The sequence below is a fragment of the Acinetobacter sp. YH12218 genome, assembly GCF_013417925.1.
GTDB classification, from domain to species: Bacteria; Pseudomonadota; Gammaproteobacteria; order Pseudomonadales; family Moraxellaceae; genus Acinetobacter; species Acinetobacter amyesii.
The window spans coordinates 41278-58483 of the sequence record NZ_VPDB01000007.1 but is presented as its reverse complement, the minus strand read 5'-3'; the positions used below and the strand labels follow the sequence as shown (position 1 = coordinate 58483).

Below are 17206 nucleotides of genomic sequence, written 5' to 3'. Positions count from 1 at the left end.
AAGCAATTGACGGTGAGCTTATTTCCATTTCACCGCTTGTACTTCAGCTTTTTTTGCAGATGGATTATCCGAAGCTGAACATCCACAACCGCCTGCACAGCCTGCGACCATTTTGGGCTTTAACCATTTGGCTAAACTGTTCCAACCACGGTTTGCACAGTGCTCAGATAAAGTTGTGAAGACTGAGTTTGATGTTTTTGGAAATACCTTCTTAAACACCACGACAGCACTCCAAATCACCAATACCGCAATAATTATTGATTCAAGCATGTCTCTCTCCTTTGTTCAGCTTTTGCCATTCAAGATTCACTATCCAAAATAGCGTGTTGCAATTTGATACGTGATGAATGCCATTAAATAAGCCAAACCAAATAAATAGATGGTCATGAAACTCACCGTCTTCAAGGAACCAGTTTCACGTTTAACTGTCGCCAGTGTCGCCAAGCAATGTGGCGCATAAATAAACCACACCAATAATGATAGACCGGTTGCCAATGACCAACCCAATGACCCATCGCTACTAATTAAATTTGCCAGACCTTGAGACATGGCATCCTCATCTGTTGCAGACAAGGCATACACCGTACCCAATGCCGCTACAACAACTTCACGTGCAGCCATCGCTGGAATTAAGGCAATACAGATCTGCCAGTTAAAACCTAATGGTGCAAAGATCGGTTGTAGCACATGCCCAAGCATACCTGCCAATGAATAATCAATATCCGGCAAGGTTGCGCCTTCTGGCGGTTGCGGGAAGGTACACAAGAACCATAACAAAATCGATAAAGCGAAGATGATGCCACCAACACGTTTCAAGAAGATCTTGGCACGGTCCAGTAAACCAATCCAAACACTCTTAATATCTGGGAAACGGTAGCTTGGAAGTTCCATCAATAAGGCATGCTGCGATTTATCTTTTTGGAAGAATTTCAGTACTGTTGCCACAATTAAGGCACTCACAATCCCGGCTGCATATAATGCAAATAACACCAAGCCTTGTAAGTTAAAGACGCCCCAGACCATTTGCTGTGGAATAAATGCCGAGATCAACAAAGCATAAACCGGTAAACGTGCCGAACAGGTCATCAATGGAGCAACTAAAATCGTTACCAGACGATCTCGAGGGTCTTGAATACTCCGGGTTGCCATGATGCCCGGTACAGCACAGGCAAAGCTCGACAGCAAAGGAATAAAAGCACGTCCACTCAAACCCGCTTTAAACATCAGCTTATCTAGCAAGAATGCTGCACGTGGTAAATAGCCTGATTCTTCTAAAACCAAAATAAAGAAGAATAAGATAATAATTTGTGGGAGGAAGACAATTACGCCACCCGCACCTTCAATAATCCCTTTAACAACCAAGCTCTGTAGTAATGGATTGGAAATCATGCCACCTGCGGCTTCACCAACCCAATCCTGCACCCATTCAATACCTTCCATAAACGGCGCAGCCCACGCAAACACCGCTTGGAAGATAATAAACATCATCACCGCTAAGGTAATTAAACCAAAGACTGGATGTAGAAAAATTTTATCAAGGAAGTCTGAGCGTTTATCTTCATGATCAACAAACATCACCACGTCTTTTAAAATTTGTTCAATTTTTTCGTGGTTAGTTCCAGAAAGATTGGTATCACTTAATGACGCATCTGGTTTTCTGAAACCTTCAGCATCCAAAGCACCCATTAAGTTTTCAATACCCGCATTACGTACAGCAACGGTTTCTACAACAGGAACGCCCAAACGCTGAGACAGCTTTTGGGTATTGATTTGCATGCCACGACGGCGTGCTTCATCCATCATATTGAGGACAAGTAAAATTGGACGACCCAAATCGATCATTTCCATGACCAAACCGAGGTGCAATTTTAAGTTTGTCGCATCAACTACACATAAAAAGACATCTTGATGCCCTTCTTCTGCAATTTTACCTTGCACGACATCACGCGTAATGGCTTCATCAGGACTCGTCGCTTCTAAGCTATACGTCCCCGGCAAATCCAAAACTCGAACAGATTTACCCGATGGCAACGTAAATTGACCAACCTTGCGCTCAACCGTTACCCCAGCATAGTTCGCAACTTTCTGACGTGTACCCGTTAAATGATTGAATAATGAAGTTTTACCACAGTTTGGATTACCAACGAGGGCAATACGTAACGCATCACTCATGCTGATGCCCCTTCCATTGCTATTTCCACTTTTTCAGCTTCTATTTTTCGCAGTGCGAAACGAGTAAACCCAACTTGAATTAAAATCGGGTCACCACCAAAAATACCTTTGGTAATCACCTGTACTTTTGTTCCGGGAACAAAACCCAAAGTCTCTAAACGGCTAGCGACTAAATCAGCCGGAGCATTGTTGCCATTCTGGTTACGATGTACCTTATGAATGACTGCGCTTTGTTTCACTTTCAAATCAGATAATCGCACGCAACTAACCCTAAAAAATTTTGAATATTATACAAACAAATGAGAATAATTAACAAATCGGATTCGATTTCAATTCTCATTTAACAATCTAGCATCGACACGACTATTTTTTTAAATTACATTGCATTAAACCATTGTGATTTCTTGGTTTAATTTCGAAAATGAGCAGCACATGTTAAATAAAAAACCACGTATTCCAACCCCTGTCCAAATTCCAGAATCACTCAGTTTTTTACACGGATATCGTGATGATTTAATAGCTCAAACCGTCAGTCCACACACTCGAAATGCATATTTATCTGATTTAATTCAATGCAGTGGGTGTCATACGCATGTCATGACTGATTGGAGCAGTGACGACATTTCAGATGTCTTGCTTAGCCTGACTAAACAAGGAAAAAGCCCTCGCTCGATCGCCCGCTCACTTTCTGCACTGCGTTCATTTTTCAAGTTCTTGCGTGAACAAAAAATACGCAGTGACAATCCTGTTGCAATCCATAAAACACCCAAATTGGGTCGTGCCCTACCAAAGGATTTATCTGAAGCAGATGTTGAAGCCCTGATTAATGCCCCAGACCTCAACACCGCATTGGGTCTACGTGATCGTGCCATGCTCGAAGTGCTGTATGCCTGTGGTTTACGTGTCTCTGAGTTATTAAATTTAAGATTAGAACTGATCAATCTGAAACAAGGCTATTTACGAATTACCGGTAAAGGCAATAAAGAACGCTTAGTCCCTTTAGGTCAAATGGCGGTGGAATGGATCGAGAAATATTTAGCCGAAGCGCGCCCCGTCTTATACAAAAGCGCAACCGATGCTTTATTTCTCACTCAACTCGGTGGAATGATGAGTCGCCAAAACTTTTGGTACGCGATTAAACGCTATGCGCTCATTGCAGGCATTCAAGCCGAATTATCACCACATACCTTACGCCACGCCTTTGCCACGCATTTGCTCAACCACGGTGCCGACTTACGTGTAGTGCAGATGCTGCTCGGCCACAGTGACTTGTCTACCACGCAAATTTATACCCATGTCGCGCAGATTCGTATGCAAAAATTACATGCAGACTATCATCCGAGAGCTTAACGGCAGGAAATATCAGACCAAGAAGTTCTATCGTGGCCGATATTTTTTGCTATGCTTACTCACCTGTTTGATAAAGCTAAAAGAAAAGGGTTGTTTATGTTATTTACCCGTTCAAAAATTTTTCTCGCATCGACACTTGTTGCCAGTATGGCGTTAGTGGCTTGTTCTAATTCAAATAATGACGAAAAGAAAGACGCGACATTAACGGCAAGTACACCTGCAACTGGTGAAGCTTCGAATTTATCTGAACGTAATGCTCAGCAGCGTTTAATTGATACTTTGCAATCCAATTTGCAAAAAGCCAATATCAATGCCAAAGTCACTGGGGTGAAAGCGACTGAAGTTCCTAATTTGTTTTGGGTGAGTTTTGAAGGCATGCCTGCAGTCTATGCTACAGCTGATGGTAAATACATTTTCCAAGGCGACGTGGTTCGTTTGGGTGAAAAACAACTCTTTAATGTAGGCGATACGCTACAAGCAGACGCCAACAAAAAACTATTTGATCAATTAAAAACCGAAGACTTACTAATCTATAAAGCCAAAGGTAAAACCAAACACGTGGTTTATGTGTTTACCGATGTCAGCTGTCCTTATTGCCATAAGTTACATGAACAAATGGATGATATTAATGCCCGTGGCATTGAAGTCCGTTACATCGCTTGGCCACGTGGTGAACAACACATGCCAATGATGGAAACTATCTGGTGTAGCAAAGACCGTCGTGCCGCATTTGATAAAGCCATTGCCGGTGAGCAAATCGAGCCAGCATCATGTAAAAACCCAGTGCGCAGCATGTATGAAATGGGTCTAAATATTGGTGTGAATGGTACGCCAGCGATCTATAACGCAGAAGGCAAACACATCGGTGCTTACATGTCGGCTTCCGAACTTGAAAGTGCGCTTAAATAACTAATTTTTATAGGCTAAATGAATGTTTTTTATGGGTGGGAATAAAGTGATTTCTACCCTAGAGTCCGAACGTTTTTTTAGCTATGATCTAAACTCACTTAAAGCAATGATGAAATAAATGGAGTGTGACGTGAAACCAGTTCGTCTGGCAATCCTCGGTCTTGGTACTGTGGGTGGTGGTGCCCTTAAACTACTAAAAGAAAATGCTGCTGAGATTAAACGTCGCACCGGTCGTGAAATTGAAATTACCCATGTGGGTACGCGTCGCCCTCGTCCTGATTTAGAACTACCTGCTTCAGTGAAGCAAAGTGCTGATTTATTAGATATCGTCCGTCAACCCGATGTAGACGTTGTGGTTGAAGTTATGGGCGGCATTCACCCTGCGTATGAAGTAATTCGTGAAGCAATCGTTCATGGCAAACAAGTGGTTACAGCCAACAAAGCTTTATTAGCTGAACACGGCAATGAATTATTTAAATTGGCCGATGATCATCACGTTCAGATTGCTTATGAAGCAGCTGTCGCAGGCGGTATCCCAATTATTAAAGTCCTCCGTGAAGGTTTGGCAGCCAATAAAATTGACTGGCTTGCAGGTATTATTAACGGTACAGGTAACTTTATCCTGACTGAAATGCGTGAAAAAGGTCGTGCCTTTGCAGACGTTCTCAAAGAAGCGCAAGAACTCGGTTATGCCGAAGCAGATCCAACTTTCGACGTCGAAGGAATCGATGCAGCGCACAAGTTAACATTGCTGGCTTCTATTGCTTTTGGTATCCCACTCCAGTTTAACAAAGTCTTCACTGAAGGCATCAGCAAAGTCACTGCGCAAGATGTCAAATATGCAGAAGACCTTGGTTTCCGTATTAAACATTTAGGTATTGCACGTCGTGCTGCAACGGGTATTGAGCTTCGTGTTCATCCAACGCTGATCCCTGAAGACCAACTGATTGCCAATGTAAATGGCGTTAAAAATGCTGTATTGGTTCAAGCCAATGCTGTTGGTCCAACGCTTTACTATGGCGCAGGCGCAGGTGCAGGCCCGACAGCATCAGCGGTGGTTGCTGACGTTGTCGATATTGTCCGTGACATCTCATATACCGAAGATGGCGCAGGTACAATTCCACAGCTTGCTTTTGAAGCACTGACCGATTTACCAATTCTTCCACGTGAAGAAATGACCACAGGATACTACATCCGTATTAATGCCGAAGATCAAACTGGCGTTCTTGCTGATGTCACTACGATTTTAAGCCGTGCAGGAATCAGCATCGATGCGATCATGCAACAGCCGCGCTTAAAAGACCTTATTCCTATCGTGATTCTGACTGATCCAGTCAAAGAATCTAAAATGGATGAAGCCCTTCAACAAATTCAAGCATTGCCTGTCATTCATGGCGAAATTGTACGAATTCGTTTAGAATCGCTTGATAATTAATCGGGTCGAGGGGAATATTTCAGTTCCTCTCGCCAAGCTCTACACACAATTGGAACATCATCATGTCTAATGCCAATCGTTATACTGGTTTAGTTGACCGCTATCGCGACCGTTTACCCGTATCTGCAACTACTCGCGCAATTTCTTTGGGCGAAGGTAATACGCCACTGATTAAGCTTGAGAACATTCCACGCATTATTGGCAAAAATGTTGAAATTTATGTGAAGTACGAGGGCTTAAACCCGACTGGTTCATTTAAAGACCGTGGTATGACCATGGCCGTAACAAAAGCAGTGGAAGCAGGCTCAAAAGCGATTATTTGTGCCTCTACAGGTAATACATCTGCTGCCGCAGCGGCGTATGCTGCACGTGCGGGTATTAAAGCATTCGTGTTAATCCCAGAAGGCAAAATTGCCATGGGTAAAATGGCACAAGCGATGATGTATGGCGCAGTAACGATGCAAATCCACGGTAACTTCGATGACGGTATGCGTCTTGTAAAAGAAGTTGCGGATCAAGCACCAGTTACGATTGTAAACTCAATCAACCCATACCGTCTGCAAGGTCAAAAAACCATTGCTTACGAAATCGTTGACGAATTAGGTCGTGCACCAGACTACCACTGCCTACCTGTAGGTAATGCGGGTAACATCACAGCACATTGGATGGGTTATACCGAAGCTGTGGCGAATCAGCCTAAAGAAGAATTTGTACAAGTAGTTTATGATCCTGAAACTGATCAATTCACAGGTCCAAAACCTGCGGGTCTACCAACAATGGTGGGTTACCAAGCTGCTGGCGCGGCACCATTCCTACGCGGCGCACCTGTAGAAAACCCTGAAACTGTAGCAACTGCGATCCGTATTGGTAATCCACAAAGCTGGAACCATGCTAAAGCCGTAGTCCGCGACTCAGAAGGTTGGTTTGACGAACTGCAAGATGCTGAAATCTTAGAAGCACAGCGTCTACTATCTATGTACGAAGGTGTATTCGTAGAACCTGCTTCTGCAGCTTCTATCGGTGGCGCGATTCGTGACATCAAAGCAGGTAAAATTGCTGAAGGTTCTGTGATCGTATGTACTGTAACAGGTAACGGTTTAAAAGATCCTGACACTGCCATCAAGCAATGCCAAGATGCCGTAATGTTGTCGATTGATGCAACTATGGATCAAGTTCGTGATTCAATTCTGTCAAATATGTAATTTATATGCTGACTGAATAAAAAAAAGCCCTGCTCTTGCAGGGCTTTTTTTATATCTTGCATTCACTTCAGCATTTAAACGTTGAGTAAATCTAAATACTGAAAGAATGAAAAATCTGAAATCTTGTTAAATACGTTTTGGTAACTGGCTCGCCCAGTTCATTAAACGAGTCGCATCATTGGTTCGTGCCACTGAAGAATCCGCACCCAATAACACCACCACCGCTGGACGGTTATTCAGTGTGGTATGCATCACAACACAGCGCCCTGCTTCATTAATAAATCCTGTTTTTGAAATATTAATATTCCAACCACCATTACGCACTAACGCATTGGTATTGTTTGATTTCAATACGCGGTAACCCAAATTAAAGTCATAACTTGGTGTGGTTGAAAATTGACGAATCAAACCATACTGCGAAGCGGTATTCACCAAAATCCCCAAGTCACGTGCCGAAGCGACATTACCAGGGTGCAAACCTGTCGATTCCATATAATGTGTCGAATTCATCCCTAATGAGCGTGCTTTCGCATTCATCGCTGAAATAAATGCAGAACGACCACCTGGATAAGTACGTGCTAATGCCGAAGCCGCTGGGTTTTCAGATTTCATCAAAGCAAATAGCAAAGCTTCTGCACGGTTCATACTGTCGCCAGCACGCAGCGTTGAACTTGAACTTTTACAGCCTGAACATGAAAAATCAGCCTGTTGTAAGGTAATCTTTTCAGACATGTTTAATCGGGCATCTGAAATCACTACTGCTGTCATGAGTTTGGTAATTGATGCAATCGGTAAAGCGGTATTGCTATTTTTGCTATATAGCACTTCACCAGTTTGACCATCCATAACCAGTGCTGCACGCGCATTTACAGAGGGCTGTCCTGCGTATTGATTGGTATCAATAATACGGACCGTTTTCGATGGTGCTGTCTGTACCACACCGCCTGTACTACGTACAGAAGTAGTCACTTTCGTTGACCCTTGAGGAGATGGCTCTTCAGCGCTATAAGACACGTCACCGTTGAGTAACTGGTTTGCATCTTCAGATGACCAGCTAATATTTGACTGCTGATTTGCAGCACTATTCATCACAATTTCAGCAGAACTGAAACTGCTCATACTGAATAAAATTGACATGCCCAAAACGTGCATGAAGGATTTATTTAATTTTTTCACCATTGCTCACTCAACTCAGGATACTAAACATTTGCGCAAGACCAGCAATATGCCGTACATTGGTCACAACTACGAACATTTTTTGCTCACACATTGTGTATGAAGTTTTTCATTTCATATAAGAATAGGATTGCTAATTTTGTCGTTTCATTGCAAGCTTATTTTGCTTTATGTAACAAAAAAAACAGATTTTGATTTGAGGGAGAGTGTAGGTGATCACAGTTTTGGTGGTAGATGACCATGAATTAGTCCGTACTGGTATTTGCCGTATGCTCGAAGACCATGCAGATGTCCAAGTCATTGGACAAGCCGAATCTGGTGAAGATGCGATTACACTTGTTCGCCAACACCATCCAAATGTTGTTTTATTAGATGTCAATATGCCAGGTATCGGGGGTGTAGAAACCACACGTCGCCTACTTCAAACAGCGCCAGATACAAAAGTCCTCGCAGTCAGTGGACTTGCTGAAGAACCCTATCCGTCTTTATTGTTAAAAGCAGGTGCCAAAGGCTATATCACCAAAGGTGCACCAGTCACTGAAATGGTCCGTGCGATTAATAAAGTGATGCAAGGTGGCAAATATTTCAGTGCAGACATTGCGGAACAACTGGCCAGTTCATATTTGTCTGATACCCAACAATCACCTTTTGACGCCCTGTCTGAGCGTGAAATGCAAGTTGCCATGATGGTGGTCAATTGTATTAGCGCACAAGAAATTTCCGATAAATTATTCGTTAGCGTTAAAACAGTGAACACCTACCGTTACCGCATTTTTGAAAAACTGAATATTGATAGTGATGTCAAACTAACTCACTTGGCGATTCGCTACGGGTTAATCAAACCTTAACACAACGTACATCCTGTTACTTATGACACAGCGTTCAATCCATAGTGAATTGAACCAGTATCATTTGGGCCTTTGGTACAGTGCTTATCGCTTTATCATCAGTGCCTGTCTGTTACTGGTCTTTTTACTGACCTACACTCAATTCAGTTCAGATTATGAATACCCACGTTTATACCTATATGTATTGACGATTTATTTGCTGTTTACCAGCATTCAATTCATGTCACTTGGACGTTTCAAAGTCCGGATCCCAAACCAGTTACTACTGTTATTCATTGTAGATGTCATTTCGCTGAGCTTACTGACCTTAGCCATCGATGGACCTAATTTACATTTGAGTTTGCTGTTTGTGATTACGATTTTTGCAGCATCCCTGTTATTAGATGCCCAAAAAGCTTTGGTCATCACCCTCATCGCTGTGATTTGCGTGGTGTATCAACTGTTTTTAGGTTCAATTCTTGAATTTACCTCACTCAAAAATTTAACCAACAGTGCGATTTTGGCTTTTTTATTTTGTGTGGTGTATGGCAGTGCGCAAATTGCCGTGAAACGTTTCCAGTTACTAGAAAATCTGAATTTTTCGCAATCCTTAGAGCTACATCGACTACAAAACATTAACCGCTATATCTTGGAGCAGATTGATACGGGCTATTTGGTGTTGGATGAAAACTGTCATGTGGTGCTGAGTAATCCTGCTGCTTGCCATTTACTCGGCATGCCAAATTTTTATCATCATGATCAATATCCACTGTATACCACGCAGCCCGATTTATTTGAATTACTCAAATTTGAAGATTTAAAAAGCGGTGAAAAATTCCAATTTGAATCCCAACAAAGCCAATACCACATTCAGGTACTCGTACAAAAACTCGTTGTGCCGCATCAAATGCTGACCTTGCTGATTTTACAAGATGCACAAAAACTCAATCAGCAAGTGCAACAACTAAAATTAGCCGCTTTAGGGCAACTCTCCGCCAGTATTGCACATGAAATTCGTAATCCTTTAGCGGCGATTGTGCATGCCAATGATTTATATCCGCAAAGTGATACCGAACAACAGCACATGTTGAATCATATGATTTCACGTCAAGCGGTGCGGATTGACCGAATTATTCAAGACACCCTAAATATGGTGCGCAATAAGGAAACCCATCCGACTCGTCTGAATCTAGAGCAATTTTTACCGTTGTTCCTGCAAGAAGATCTGGCAGACATTCAACAGAACATTCGGCTCAATGTACAAGCCAAGACTTTAATCGATTTTGATGAGGCACAGTTCAGACAAATTTTAATCAACCTAATTCGTAATGCGATTCGCCATAACAATCCGGACATGTCGTATATCGAAGTGGTGGCGCGTACGGATCAGAAAAAAGTCCAGATCGATGTCCGAGATTTCGGTCATGGGGTTGCTTTACAAAACCGCGCACAGTTATTTCAACCATTTTTTAGTACCGAAATTACTGGAACTGGTTTAGGATTATATCTTGCTCATAGCTTCTGTGAAGCGAATCAAGCACAGCTTTCCTATGTAGAACAAAAACAGGGAGCTTGCTTTAGGATTGAGTGCTTACAAGCTGTTATTTAATTGTTTTTAGGGGAAAACTGTGGATTCACAACCACTGGTATTGTTAGTTGATGACGAAGAAGACTTATGTATGCTGATGCAGATGTCTTTATCAAGGATGGGGGTTAAAACGCATGTTGCACATCGCCTCGACGAAGCTAAAAAAGCCTTGTCTACCTATAGCTACGATGCCTGCCTAACCGATCTCAACTTACCCGATGGTAATGGTCTACAGCTCTTAGATTGGATGAATGAACACTGTCCTGCCCTACCCGTTGCTGTGCTTACAGCCTATGGCAACATGGACATTGCCATTGCCGCATTAAAGGCGGGAGCATTCGATTTTGTCAGCAAACCGATCAATCCCAAACATCTTGAACAACTGCTACAAAAAGCCCTGAATAAGCCATTGGCCGAAGACATTACTTCGCAAGATGCTTTAGAACATAAAATGTTGATTGGTGAATCGCTTCCAATCCAGCAATTGCGTCGAACTCTAAAGAAAATTGCACGTTCACAAGCACCTGTTTTTATTACGGGTGAATCTGGTACGGGTAAAGAGGTCGTGGCCAATTTGGTTCACCGTTTAAGCAACCGTAATGAAGGACCCTTTATTGCCATTAACTGCGGGGCAATTCCCACAGAGTTAATGGAAAGTGAACTTTTTGGCCATAAAAAAGGCAGCTTTAGTGGTGCCACCCAAGACAAACAAGGTCTGATTCAATCTGCACATGGCGGTAGCTTATTTTTGGACGAAATTGCCGAACTACCTTTAGCCATGCAAGTTAAATTGCTACGCGCAGTACAGGAAAAACGTATTCGTCCTGTAGGTTCAGACTGTGAAATTGACGTTGATTTCCGTGTGATCAGCGCCAGCCATCAGGACTTAGAAGCACTCGTCCAACAAGGTCGCTTCCGCCAAGATTTATTCTTCCGCATCCATGTGATGGATTTAGTGTTGCCTGCCTTACGTGAACGTGGCGACGATATCCTCTTATTGGCTCAACATTTTATTCAAAAAATTAGCCATGAATGGGAAATTGCCACTAGGCCTCTAACTGAACGTGCGAAGAGTTTCCTGCTCAGCCAATATTATCCAGGTAATGTGCGTGAACTCCGCAATATTATCGAACGCGCTATGACCCTCTGCGATGATGATCAGATTGATCTTCAACATCTGCAAAGTGCGCCATTAAGACAACCAAGTGCTCAGTTCAATTCCGCTCCAACAACGAATGAATCCGCTCAGCTAGGTGCAAACAGCAACGAACAGAGTGTGGTCCCTCGCAAACTACCTGAAGAAGGCTTAGAGCTCTTTTTAGAAAATATCGAAAAAGAAGTGCTCATGAATGCGTTGAACATCACCCACTGGAACCGAACCCTTGCCGCAAAAAAATTAGGCATGTCATTCCGTTCATTGCGCTATCGTTTGAAAAAATTCGGTTTAGATACCGAAGACGAAGAGTAAAAGCTTTCCAGCGTATTGCTGTTTATTTTTGATTCAGCAATAACTCTGCAACATGATCGACATAGTGATCTTCACGTGCATCATGTTGCAGCGGATAGTTATAGTCTGGCTGCACCCCAATTCCTTCAATCATTTTGCCATTCGGTGTCAGATATTGCGACACAGTCATTTGTAAAGCCGCACCATTACTCAATGGAAATAGTTTTTGAACCACACCTTTACCATAACTTTTCTCACCCGCTACCCATGCACGTTTATGCTCTTTTAATGCTGCGGTAAAGACCTCTGCGGCAGAAGCAGAACGATTGTTGATTAAAATACCAACTTTCATATTTTGAAATTCAAAACTCGGTAAAGCCTGAAACTGTTGGTCACCCTCAGATCGACTTCGAGTCGACACAATAATGCCCTGATTCAAAAATAAATCGGCGGACTCCACTGCTGCGGACAGTAACCCCCCAGGATTATTTCTTAAATCAAACAATACGGCTTTGACACGCGAACCATGACTTTCAATTAAACGCTTAATTTCATTGGCAGTATCTTGTTGAAAAACTTTTACGTGTAAAACTAAAACCTGATTATTTAATAATTTAGATTCTATATCTGTTTCAACTTTAGTGTTTCTGACCAAATTGATCGGTTGACTTGCAGTTATCAGCTGTAGATTCAGCGTTGAGCCTATACTGCCGGTGAGTAGGTGTCGCACTTGATCTTGATTGAGTTTTTTGAGTTCTTGATCATCAATTTTAAACACCGCCGCGCCATTTTTCAGACCTAGCTTTGCTGAATCGGCATCAGGCTTTAAATTGGTGATGACCCATTGCTGCAAACCTGCATCAAAGCGCAAATTGAAATCGACACTCGCAATATCCCCTTCGGTGTATTGCAAAAGCTGCTTATAGTCTTCAGGTGAAAGATATCGTGAATAACGGTCTAAACCACTGACCATGCCTTTGATGGCTTGTTGGAATAATGCATCGTCATTTTTTTCAACTACATAATTATCTTTGACAATGCCGTAGATTTGAACAAATTGTTGAATCGATTCGACAGGTACTTCGGCATAACTTTGTTCATAGCTGCCATCAAACTCATCGAAAGCCGACTTTGCTTTGTCGGCTCCCCATGTCGAATGACTAGAACACAGCAGCAAGGCTGTAAGGCTTACAACTGACGTCCAGTGTGCTTTAGTCATTCATGCTTCCTTACATTTTAAGCTTCAAGAGTAATCAAGTTACGACCTTGCATTTCTGTTGGTACAGGAATGTGCATAAGCGTTAACATTGTCGGCGCTACGTCAGCCAAAACACCACCTTCTGCAATTGTTGCATGGGTCGGACCAACATAGATAAATGGCACAAGTTCAGTGGTATGTTGAGTATGCACCTGACCACTTTGGTAATCCTGCATTTGCTCTACGTTACCATGATCGGCAGTCACTAGCATGTGACCTTTATTTGCCATCACAGCTTCATATACACGGCCTAAGCACGTGTCTACAGCTTCAACCGCTTTGACTGCTGCATCAAATACACCAGTATGACCAACCATATCACCATTGGCATAGTTCACCACGAGTAAGTCGTACTCACCTGAATTAATTGCGGCAACCAACTCATCAGTGACTTCATAAGCACTCATTTCTGGTTTTAAGTCATAAGTCGCAACGTTTGGTGATGGAATCAAAATACGTTTTTCACCCGGATATTCATCTTCACGACCACCACTGAAGAAGAAAGTCACGTGTGCATATTTTTCAGTTTCGGCAATACGCAGTTGTGTTTTACCCAAATGAGACAGGTATTCACCAATCGAGTTATGCAACGCTTCTGGCATATAAGCCACAGGTGCATCAATTGTTGCTTGGTAACGTGTCAACATGACAAATTTTGATAAAGCAGGAACCACTTTACGTTCAAAACCTGCAAAATCTTTTTCCACAAAAGCTTTGGTAATTTCACGCGCACGGTCAGCACGGAAGTTCATGAAGACAACGCTATCACCATCTTGAATCGGTGCTAAATCACCAATACGCGTCGCTTTCACAAACTCATCTGATTCTTCAGCAGCGTAAGCCTGCTCTAGACCTTCAACAGCAGTCGCTGCTGTACGCACAGCTTCACCTTCAGTTAAAAGACGATAGGCTTGCTCAACACGATCCCAACGGTTGTCACGATCCATTGCAAAGTAGCGACCAATCATGGTTGCAATACGACCTTGACCCGGATACTGAGCAAACAGCGCATCTAATTTTTCAAGCGAAGGTTGTGCGCTTTTTGGCGGTGTATCACGACCATCAAGGAATGCATGAAGATACACTTTTGCACCACGTTTTAATGCCAATTCAGCCATCGCCACAATGTGATCTTCATGTGAATGCACACCACCTTCAGACAACAAGCCCATAATATGTACAGCACGGTTTGCAGCTTTGGCTTTTTCAACCGCATCGACTAATACATCATGTTCAAAGAAGGCACCGGTACGAATATCTTTGGTAATACGAGTAAAGTCTTGATACAGCACACGTCCTGCACCAAGGTTCATGTGGCCCACTTCAGAGTTACCCATTTGACCATCAGGTAAACCAACGTCTTCGCCAGAGCCTGAAATCAATCCATGCGGATGCTTTTCCTGCATTGCAGTCAAGTTTGGTCGTTTTGCTGCTAAAAAGGCATTGTCCTCGACCGCTTCGCGATGACCCACACCATCCATAATTACTAATACGTGTGGGATTTTGCCAGCAGTTGCATCCGTCATAATGAACACTCTTTCGTTTATAAATTAATCATACTATCTTACCGAATTTTCGGTGAAGACTCTATGTGACAACCATGGTTTATCTAGGTCATCAACATTGTTTTACTCAATCTTGCATGCACTTAACGTGCGCGGTGCAGCAGGTAGCCACCCGCTACAAACATCAAAATAATTGGTATAAAGACGAACCATGCAGGCGATGGCGCGTACACCAAACTTGCATAACCTAAGAAATCTTGTAAGTAGTAAAAACCCAGTCCAGCAAATAAGGCAATCACCAAGCGAAAACCCATCGACTGTTGACGTAAAGGTCCAAAAATAAATGAACACGCAATTACCACCAAGGCAATTAAAGCAAAGGGCGAACCAAACTTTTGCCAAAACGCCAATTGGTAAGTTTTCGGGACTTGGCTATATTCATGCATATAGCTCATAAAGCTCACCAATTGACTCGGTGATAAATCTTCAGGGTCAATGGTAACCATATGCACATATTTAGGTTGCAAGGCCAATGAAAGCGGCTGTTCAGCATTTTGCTTCGCCACGGCATCACCCGTCGCTAATAGATCCACTTGGGTTGAATTTTGCAGCGACCAAGAGCCATTTTTGACAAAATTCCCTTGCTCCGCATCCAAAGTGCCTCGCAAACGATATTTTTCATCAAAATCAACAACCTGAACATCTTTAATTTGACCTTGTGAATTGGCATAGTCAATATAAATAAAGCGCTGGCCTTCACGTGACCAATAGCCTTTGACTTCGCCCAGTTCAGCCGCAGTGCGGTGACTTTTGACGCTTTTGGCTTGTTCATTGGTATAGGGAATGACCCATTCGCTTAATGCAAAGGATAAAACCACCAAAATGAGTGCCGAACGAATCACCCAGCCCACAATCCGCCAAAGGCTGATGCCGACCGAACGCATCACAATCAATTCACTGTTTGAAGCTAGAGTCCCTAAACCCAGTACCGCTCCAATCAAGGCTGAAATTGGTAAAATTTCATATAAATAATTCGGTGAACTCCATAACACATACTGCAAAGCATTCCATGCGTTATAGCCTTCTTTCAGCGAGCCCAATTCACCTAAATAAGTAAAAAGCACTTGTAAGCCAGCCAATACCGCGGTCGCACCAAGCATGGCTAAAGCAGTAGTTTTGGTCACATGTTTTGCAACTATACGACGTGCCAACATTTTAAGACCTCACTCGCTGAATTTGTTTCTTAATTTTGGGCGCTAATTTTTGTTTACGCGAGAACAATGCTGCTGCAATACCGTAAATCACTAAGACCAGTGGATAAGCCCAAATCCCCATTTCATCTTTACTGATTCGCGTTTTGATCGCCATTAAAGCTACGATTAAACTGGCAAAAATAAGTAAGGCTGGGAACAGTTTTAGGTAACGCCCTTGACGAGGACTTACCTCAGACAAAGCGGTGGCAAGCAATAACGCCACCAAAATAGCGAACGGCACAAAAATTCGCCAACCAAGTTCACTGGCAACCACAGGATCATGACGGTTATCCCATAACTTCGAGGTTGGCAAAGCTTCTACTTCGGTACTTTCAAATTTTGCTTCTTTATCATTTTCTAAACGTAAACGATAGTTTTGGAATTCAGCTTGAGAATAGCGTGGTTGTCCCGGATAGATTTCGTAACGGCGACCTTCAACTAAATCAACAACATTGGCATTATCATTGGGCACTTCGACGCGGGTCGCTTCTTTTGCCAAAATAATGACATCAGGCTTACCCTCTTTTTCTGCACGCTGATAAAAGAAAATATCTTTTAAGTTTTTACGGTCTTCTGACAAGTCCCCTGCATAAATGGTATAGGGCCCAGAGGAAATAAACTCTTTTGGTCGAACCAAGTCAAAGCCTGTTCGTACCGCTTGCGAAGTCGTTAATGCTTCAAACTGACGGATGCCCCAAGGCGACGCCCACAGCATCAAAAATGCTTGAACAGCCATAAAGACCACAGTCATCGGCACCAATAAACGTGACAATTGATTTCGACTGACACCACTACCATTAAGCACAGCCATTTCATGATCGACATACAGACGACCAAAGACCAACATCAGACCAATAAAGAAACCGAGCGGAAGAATTAAGGTTAAAAATTCAGGCAAACGGTAGCCAATAATGCTAAATAAAATACTTGCATCTAAACGACCTTGCGCCGCCACACCAAAGTACTTGATCAAACGACCACCCATCATGATCAAGGTCAATAAGGCAATCACAACCAGTGATGTCGACACCACTTGCTTGACCAGATAACGCCGAATAATCAAATTAATTCTTCCAAAAATAGG

General features: G+C 42.7%; 15 protein-coding genes. 7 read left to right on the top strand and 8 right to left on the bottom strand.

Annotation, left to right across the window (positions count from 1 at the left end):
* Positions 1 to 18: 18 nt before the first annotated feature.
* From FTV03_RS03450 to FTV03_RS03440, 3 genes are read right to left on the bottom strand one after another with little or no spacing between them, the layout of a single operon-like run.
* Positions 19 to 270, bottom strand: coding sequence for a DUF6587 family protein (locus tag FTV03_RS03450; RefSeq protein WP_180039944.1), 252 nt, complete (start codon positions 268 to 270; stop codon positions 19 to 21).
* A 39-nt stretch (positions 271 to 309) separates the two neighbouring features.
* Positions 310 to 2172, bottom strand: coding sequence for a ferrous iron transporter B (locus FTV03_RS03445; RefSeq protein ID WP_180039942.1), 1863 nt, complete (start codon positions 2170 to 2172; stop codon positions 310 to 312).
* Positions 2169 to 2432 (bottom strand): FeoA family protein, encoded by a 264-nt coding sequence (locus tag FTV03_RS03440; RefSeq protein ID WP_111884859.1) that lies wholly within the window; start codon positions 2430 to 2432, stop codon positions 2169 to 2171. Before FTV03_RS03440 ends, FTV03_RS03445 begins: the two co-directional genes overlap by 4 nt.
* Before the next feature lie 172 nt (positions 2433 to 2604).
* Here FTV03_RS03440 and xerD point away from each other — a divergent pair, with 172 nt between their 5' ends.
* The 4 genes from xerD to thrC all read left to right on the top strand — a co-directional run bounded on the left by xerD (position 2605) and on the right by thrC (position 7068).
* A complete protein-coding gene (gene xerD, locus FTV03_RS03435) occupies positions 2605 to 3522 on the top strand; it encodes a site-specific tyrosine recombinase XerD (RefSeq protein ID WP_180039940.1) in 918 nt (305 codons plus the stop codon).
* Positions 3523 to 3618: 96 nt separating this feature from the next.
* On the top strand, positions 3619 to 4431 hold the full coding sequence (locus FTV03_RS03430; protein WP_180010679.1) for a DsbC family protein: 813 nt from the start codon (positions 3619 to 3621) through the stop codon (positions 4429 to 4431).
* 130 nt (positions 4432 to 4561) lie between these two features.
* Entirely contained in the window at positions 4562 to 5866 is a 1305-nt protein-coding gene (locus FTV03_RS03425) for a homoserine dehydrogenase (RefSeq protein WP_180008061.1), read from the top strand.
* A gap of 62 nt (positions 5867 to 5928) precedes the next feature.
* On the top strand, positions 5929 to 7068 hold the full coding sequence (gene thrC / locus FTV03_RS03420) for a threonine synthase (RefSeq protein WP_078189447.1): 1140 nt from the start codon (positions 5929 to 5931) through the stop codon (positions 7066 to 7068).
* A gap of 126 nt (positions 7069 to 7194) precedes the next feature.
* Here thrC and FTV03_RS03415 read toward each other — a convergent pair whose 3' ends face one another.
* Positions 7195 to 8244, bottom strand: a complete 1050-nt coding sequence (locus FTV03_RS03415) for a serine hydrolase (protein WP_180039982.1) — start codon at positions 8242 to 8244, stop codon at positions 7195 to 7197.
* 212 nt (positions 8245 to 8456) lie between these two features.
* Between FTV03_RS03415 and FTV03_RS03410 the strand changes: the two genes are divergently transcribed.
* The 3 genes from FTV03_RS03410 to FTV03_RS03400 are packed head-to-tail and all read left to right on the top strand — an operon-like array spanning position 8457 to position 12127.
* Positions 8457 to 9092, top strand: coding sequence for a response regulator (locus tag FTV03_RS03410; protein ID WP_078189449.1), 636 nt, complete (start codon positions 8457 to 8459; stop codon positions 9090 to 9092).
* A gap of 22 nt (positions 9093 to 9114) precedes the next feature.
* Positions 9115 to 10680, top strand: a complete 1566-nt coding sequence (locus tag FTV03_RS03405; protein ID WP_180039937.1) for a PAS domain-containing sensor histidine kinase — start codon at positions 9115 to 9117, stop codon at positions 10678 to 10680.
* Positions 10681 to 10699: 19 nt separating this feature from the next.
* Positions 10700 to 12127, top strand: coding sequence for a sigma-54 dependent transcriptional regulator (locus tag FTV03_RS03400; protein WP_180039935.1), 1428 nt, complete (start codon positions 10700 to 10702; stop codon positions 12125 to 12127).
* Positions 12128 to 12149: 22 nt separating this feature from the next.
* Here the strand turns inward: FTV03_RS03400 and FTV03_RS03395 are convergent, their stop codons facing one another.
* The 4 genes from FTV03_RS03395 to lptF form a co-directional block, all read right to left on the bottom strand.
* Positions 12150 to 13325 (bottom strand): S41 family peptidase, encoded by a 1176-nt coding sequence (locus FTV03_RS03395; RefSeq protein WP_180039933.1) that lies wholly within the window; start codon positions 13323 to 13325, stop codon positions 12150 to 12152.
* A gap of 17 nt (positions 13326 to 13342) precedes the next feature.
* The gene (gene gpmI / locus FTV03_RS03390; RefSeq protein WP_180039931.1) at positions 13343 to 14890 is read right to left on the bottom strand and encodes a 2,3-bisphosphoglycerate-independent phosphoglycerate mutase; all 1548 of its coding nucleotides are present in this window, start codon (positions 14888 to 14890) and stop codon (positions 13343 to 13345) included.
* 122 nt (positions 14891 to 15012) lie between these two features.
* Positions 15013 to 16083 carry an LPS export ABC transporter permease LptG gene (gene lptG / locus FTV03_RS03385; RefSeq protein ID WP_180039929.1) on the bottom strand — a complete coding sequence of 357 codons (1071 nt, stop codon included), beginning with the start codon at positions 16081 to 16083 and terminating at the stop codon, positions 15013 to 15015.
* Position 16084: 1 nt separating this feature from the next.
* Positions 16085 to 17185 (bottom strand): LPS export ABC transporter permease LptF, encoded by a 1101-nt coding sequence (lptF, locus tag FTV03_RS03380; protein ID WP_180039927.1) that lies wholly within the window; start codon positions 17183 to 17185, stop codon positions 16085 to 16087.
* Positions 17186 to 17206 lie beyond the last annotated feature (21 nt).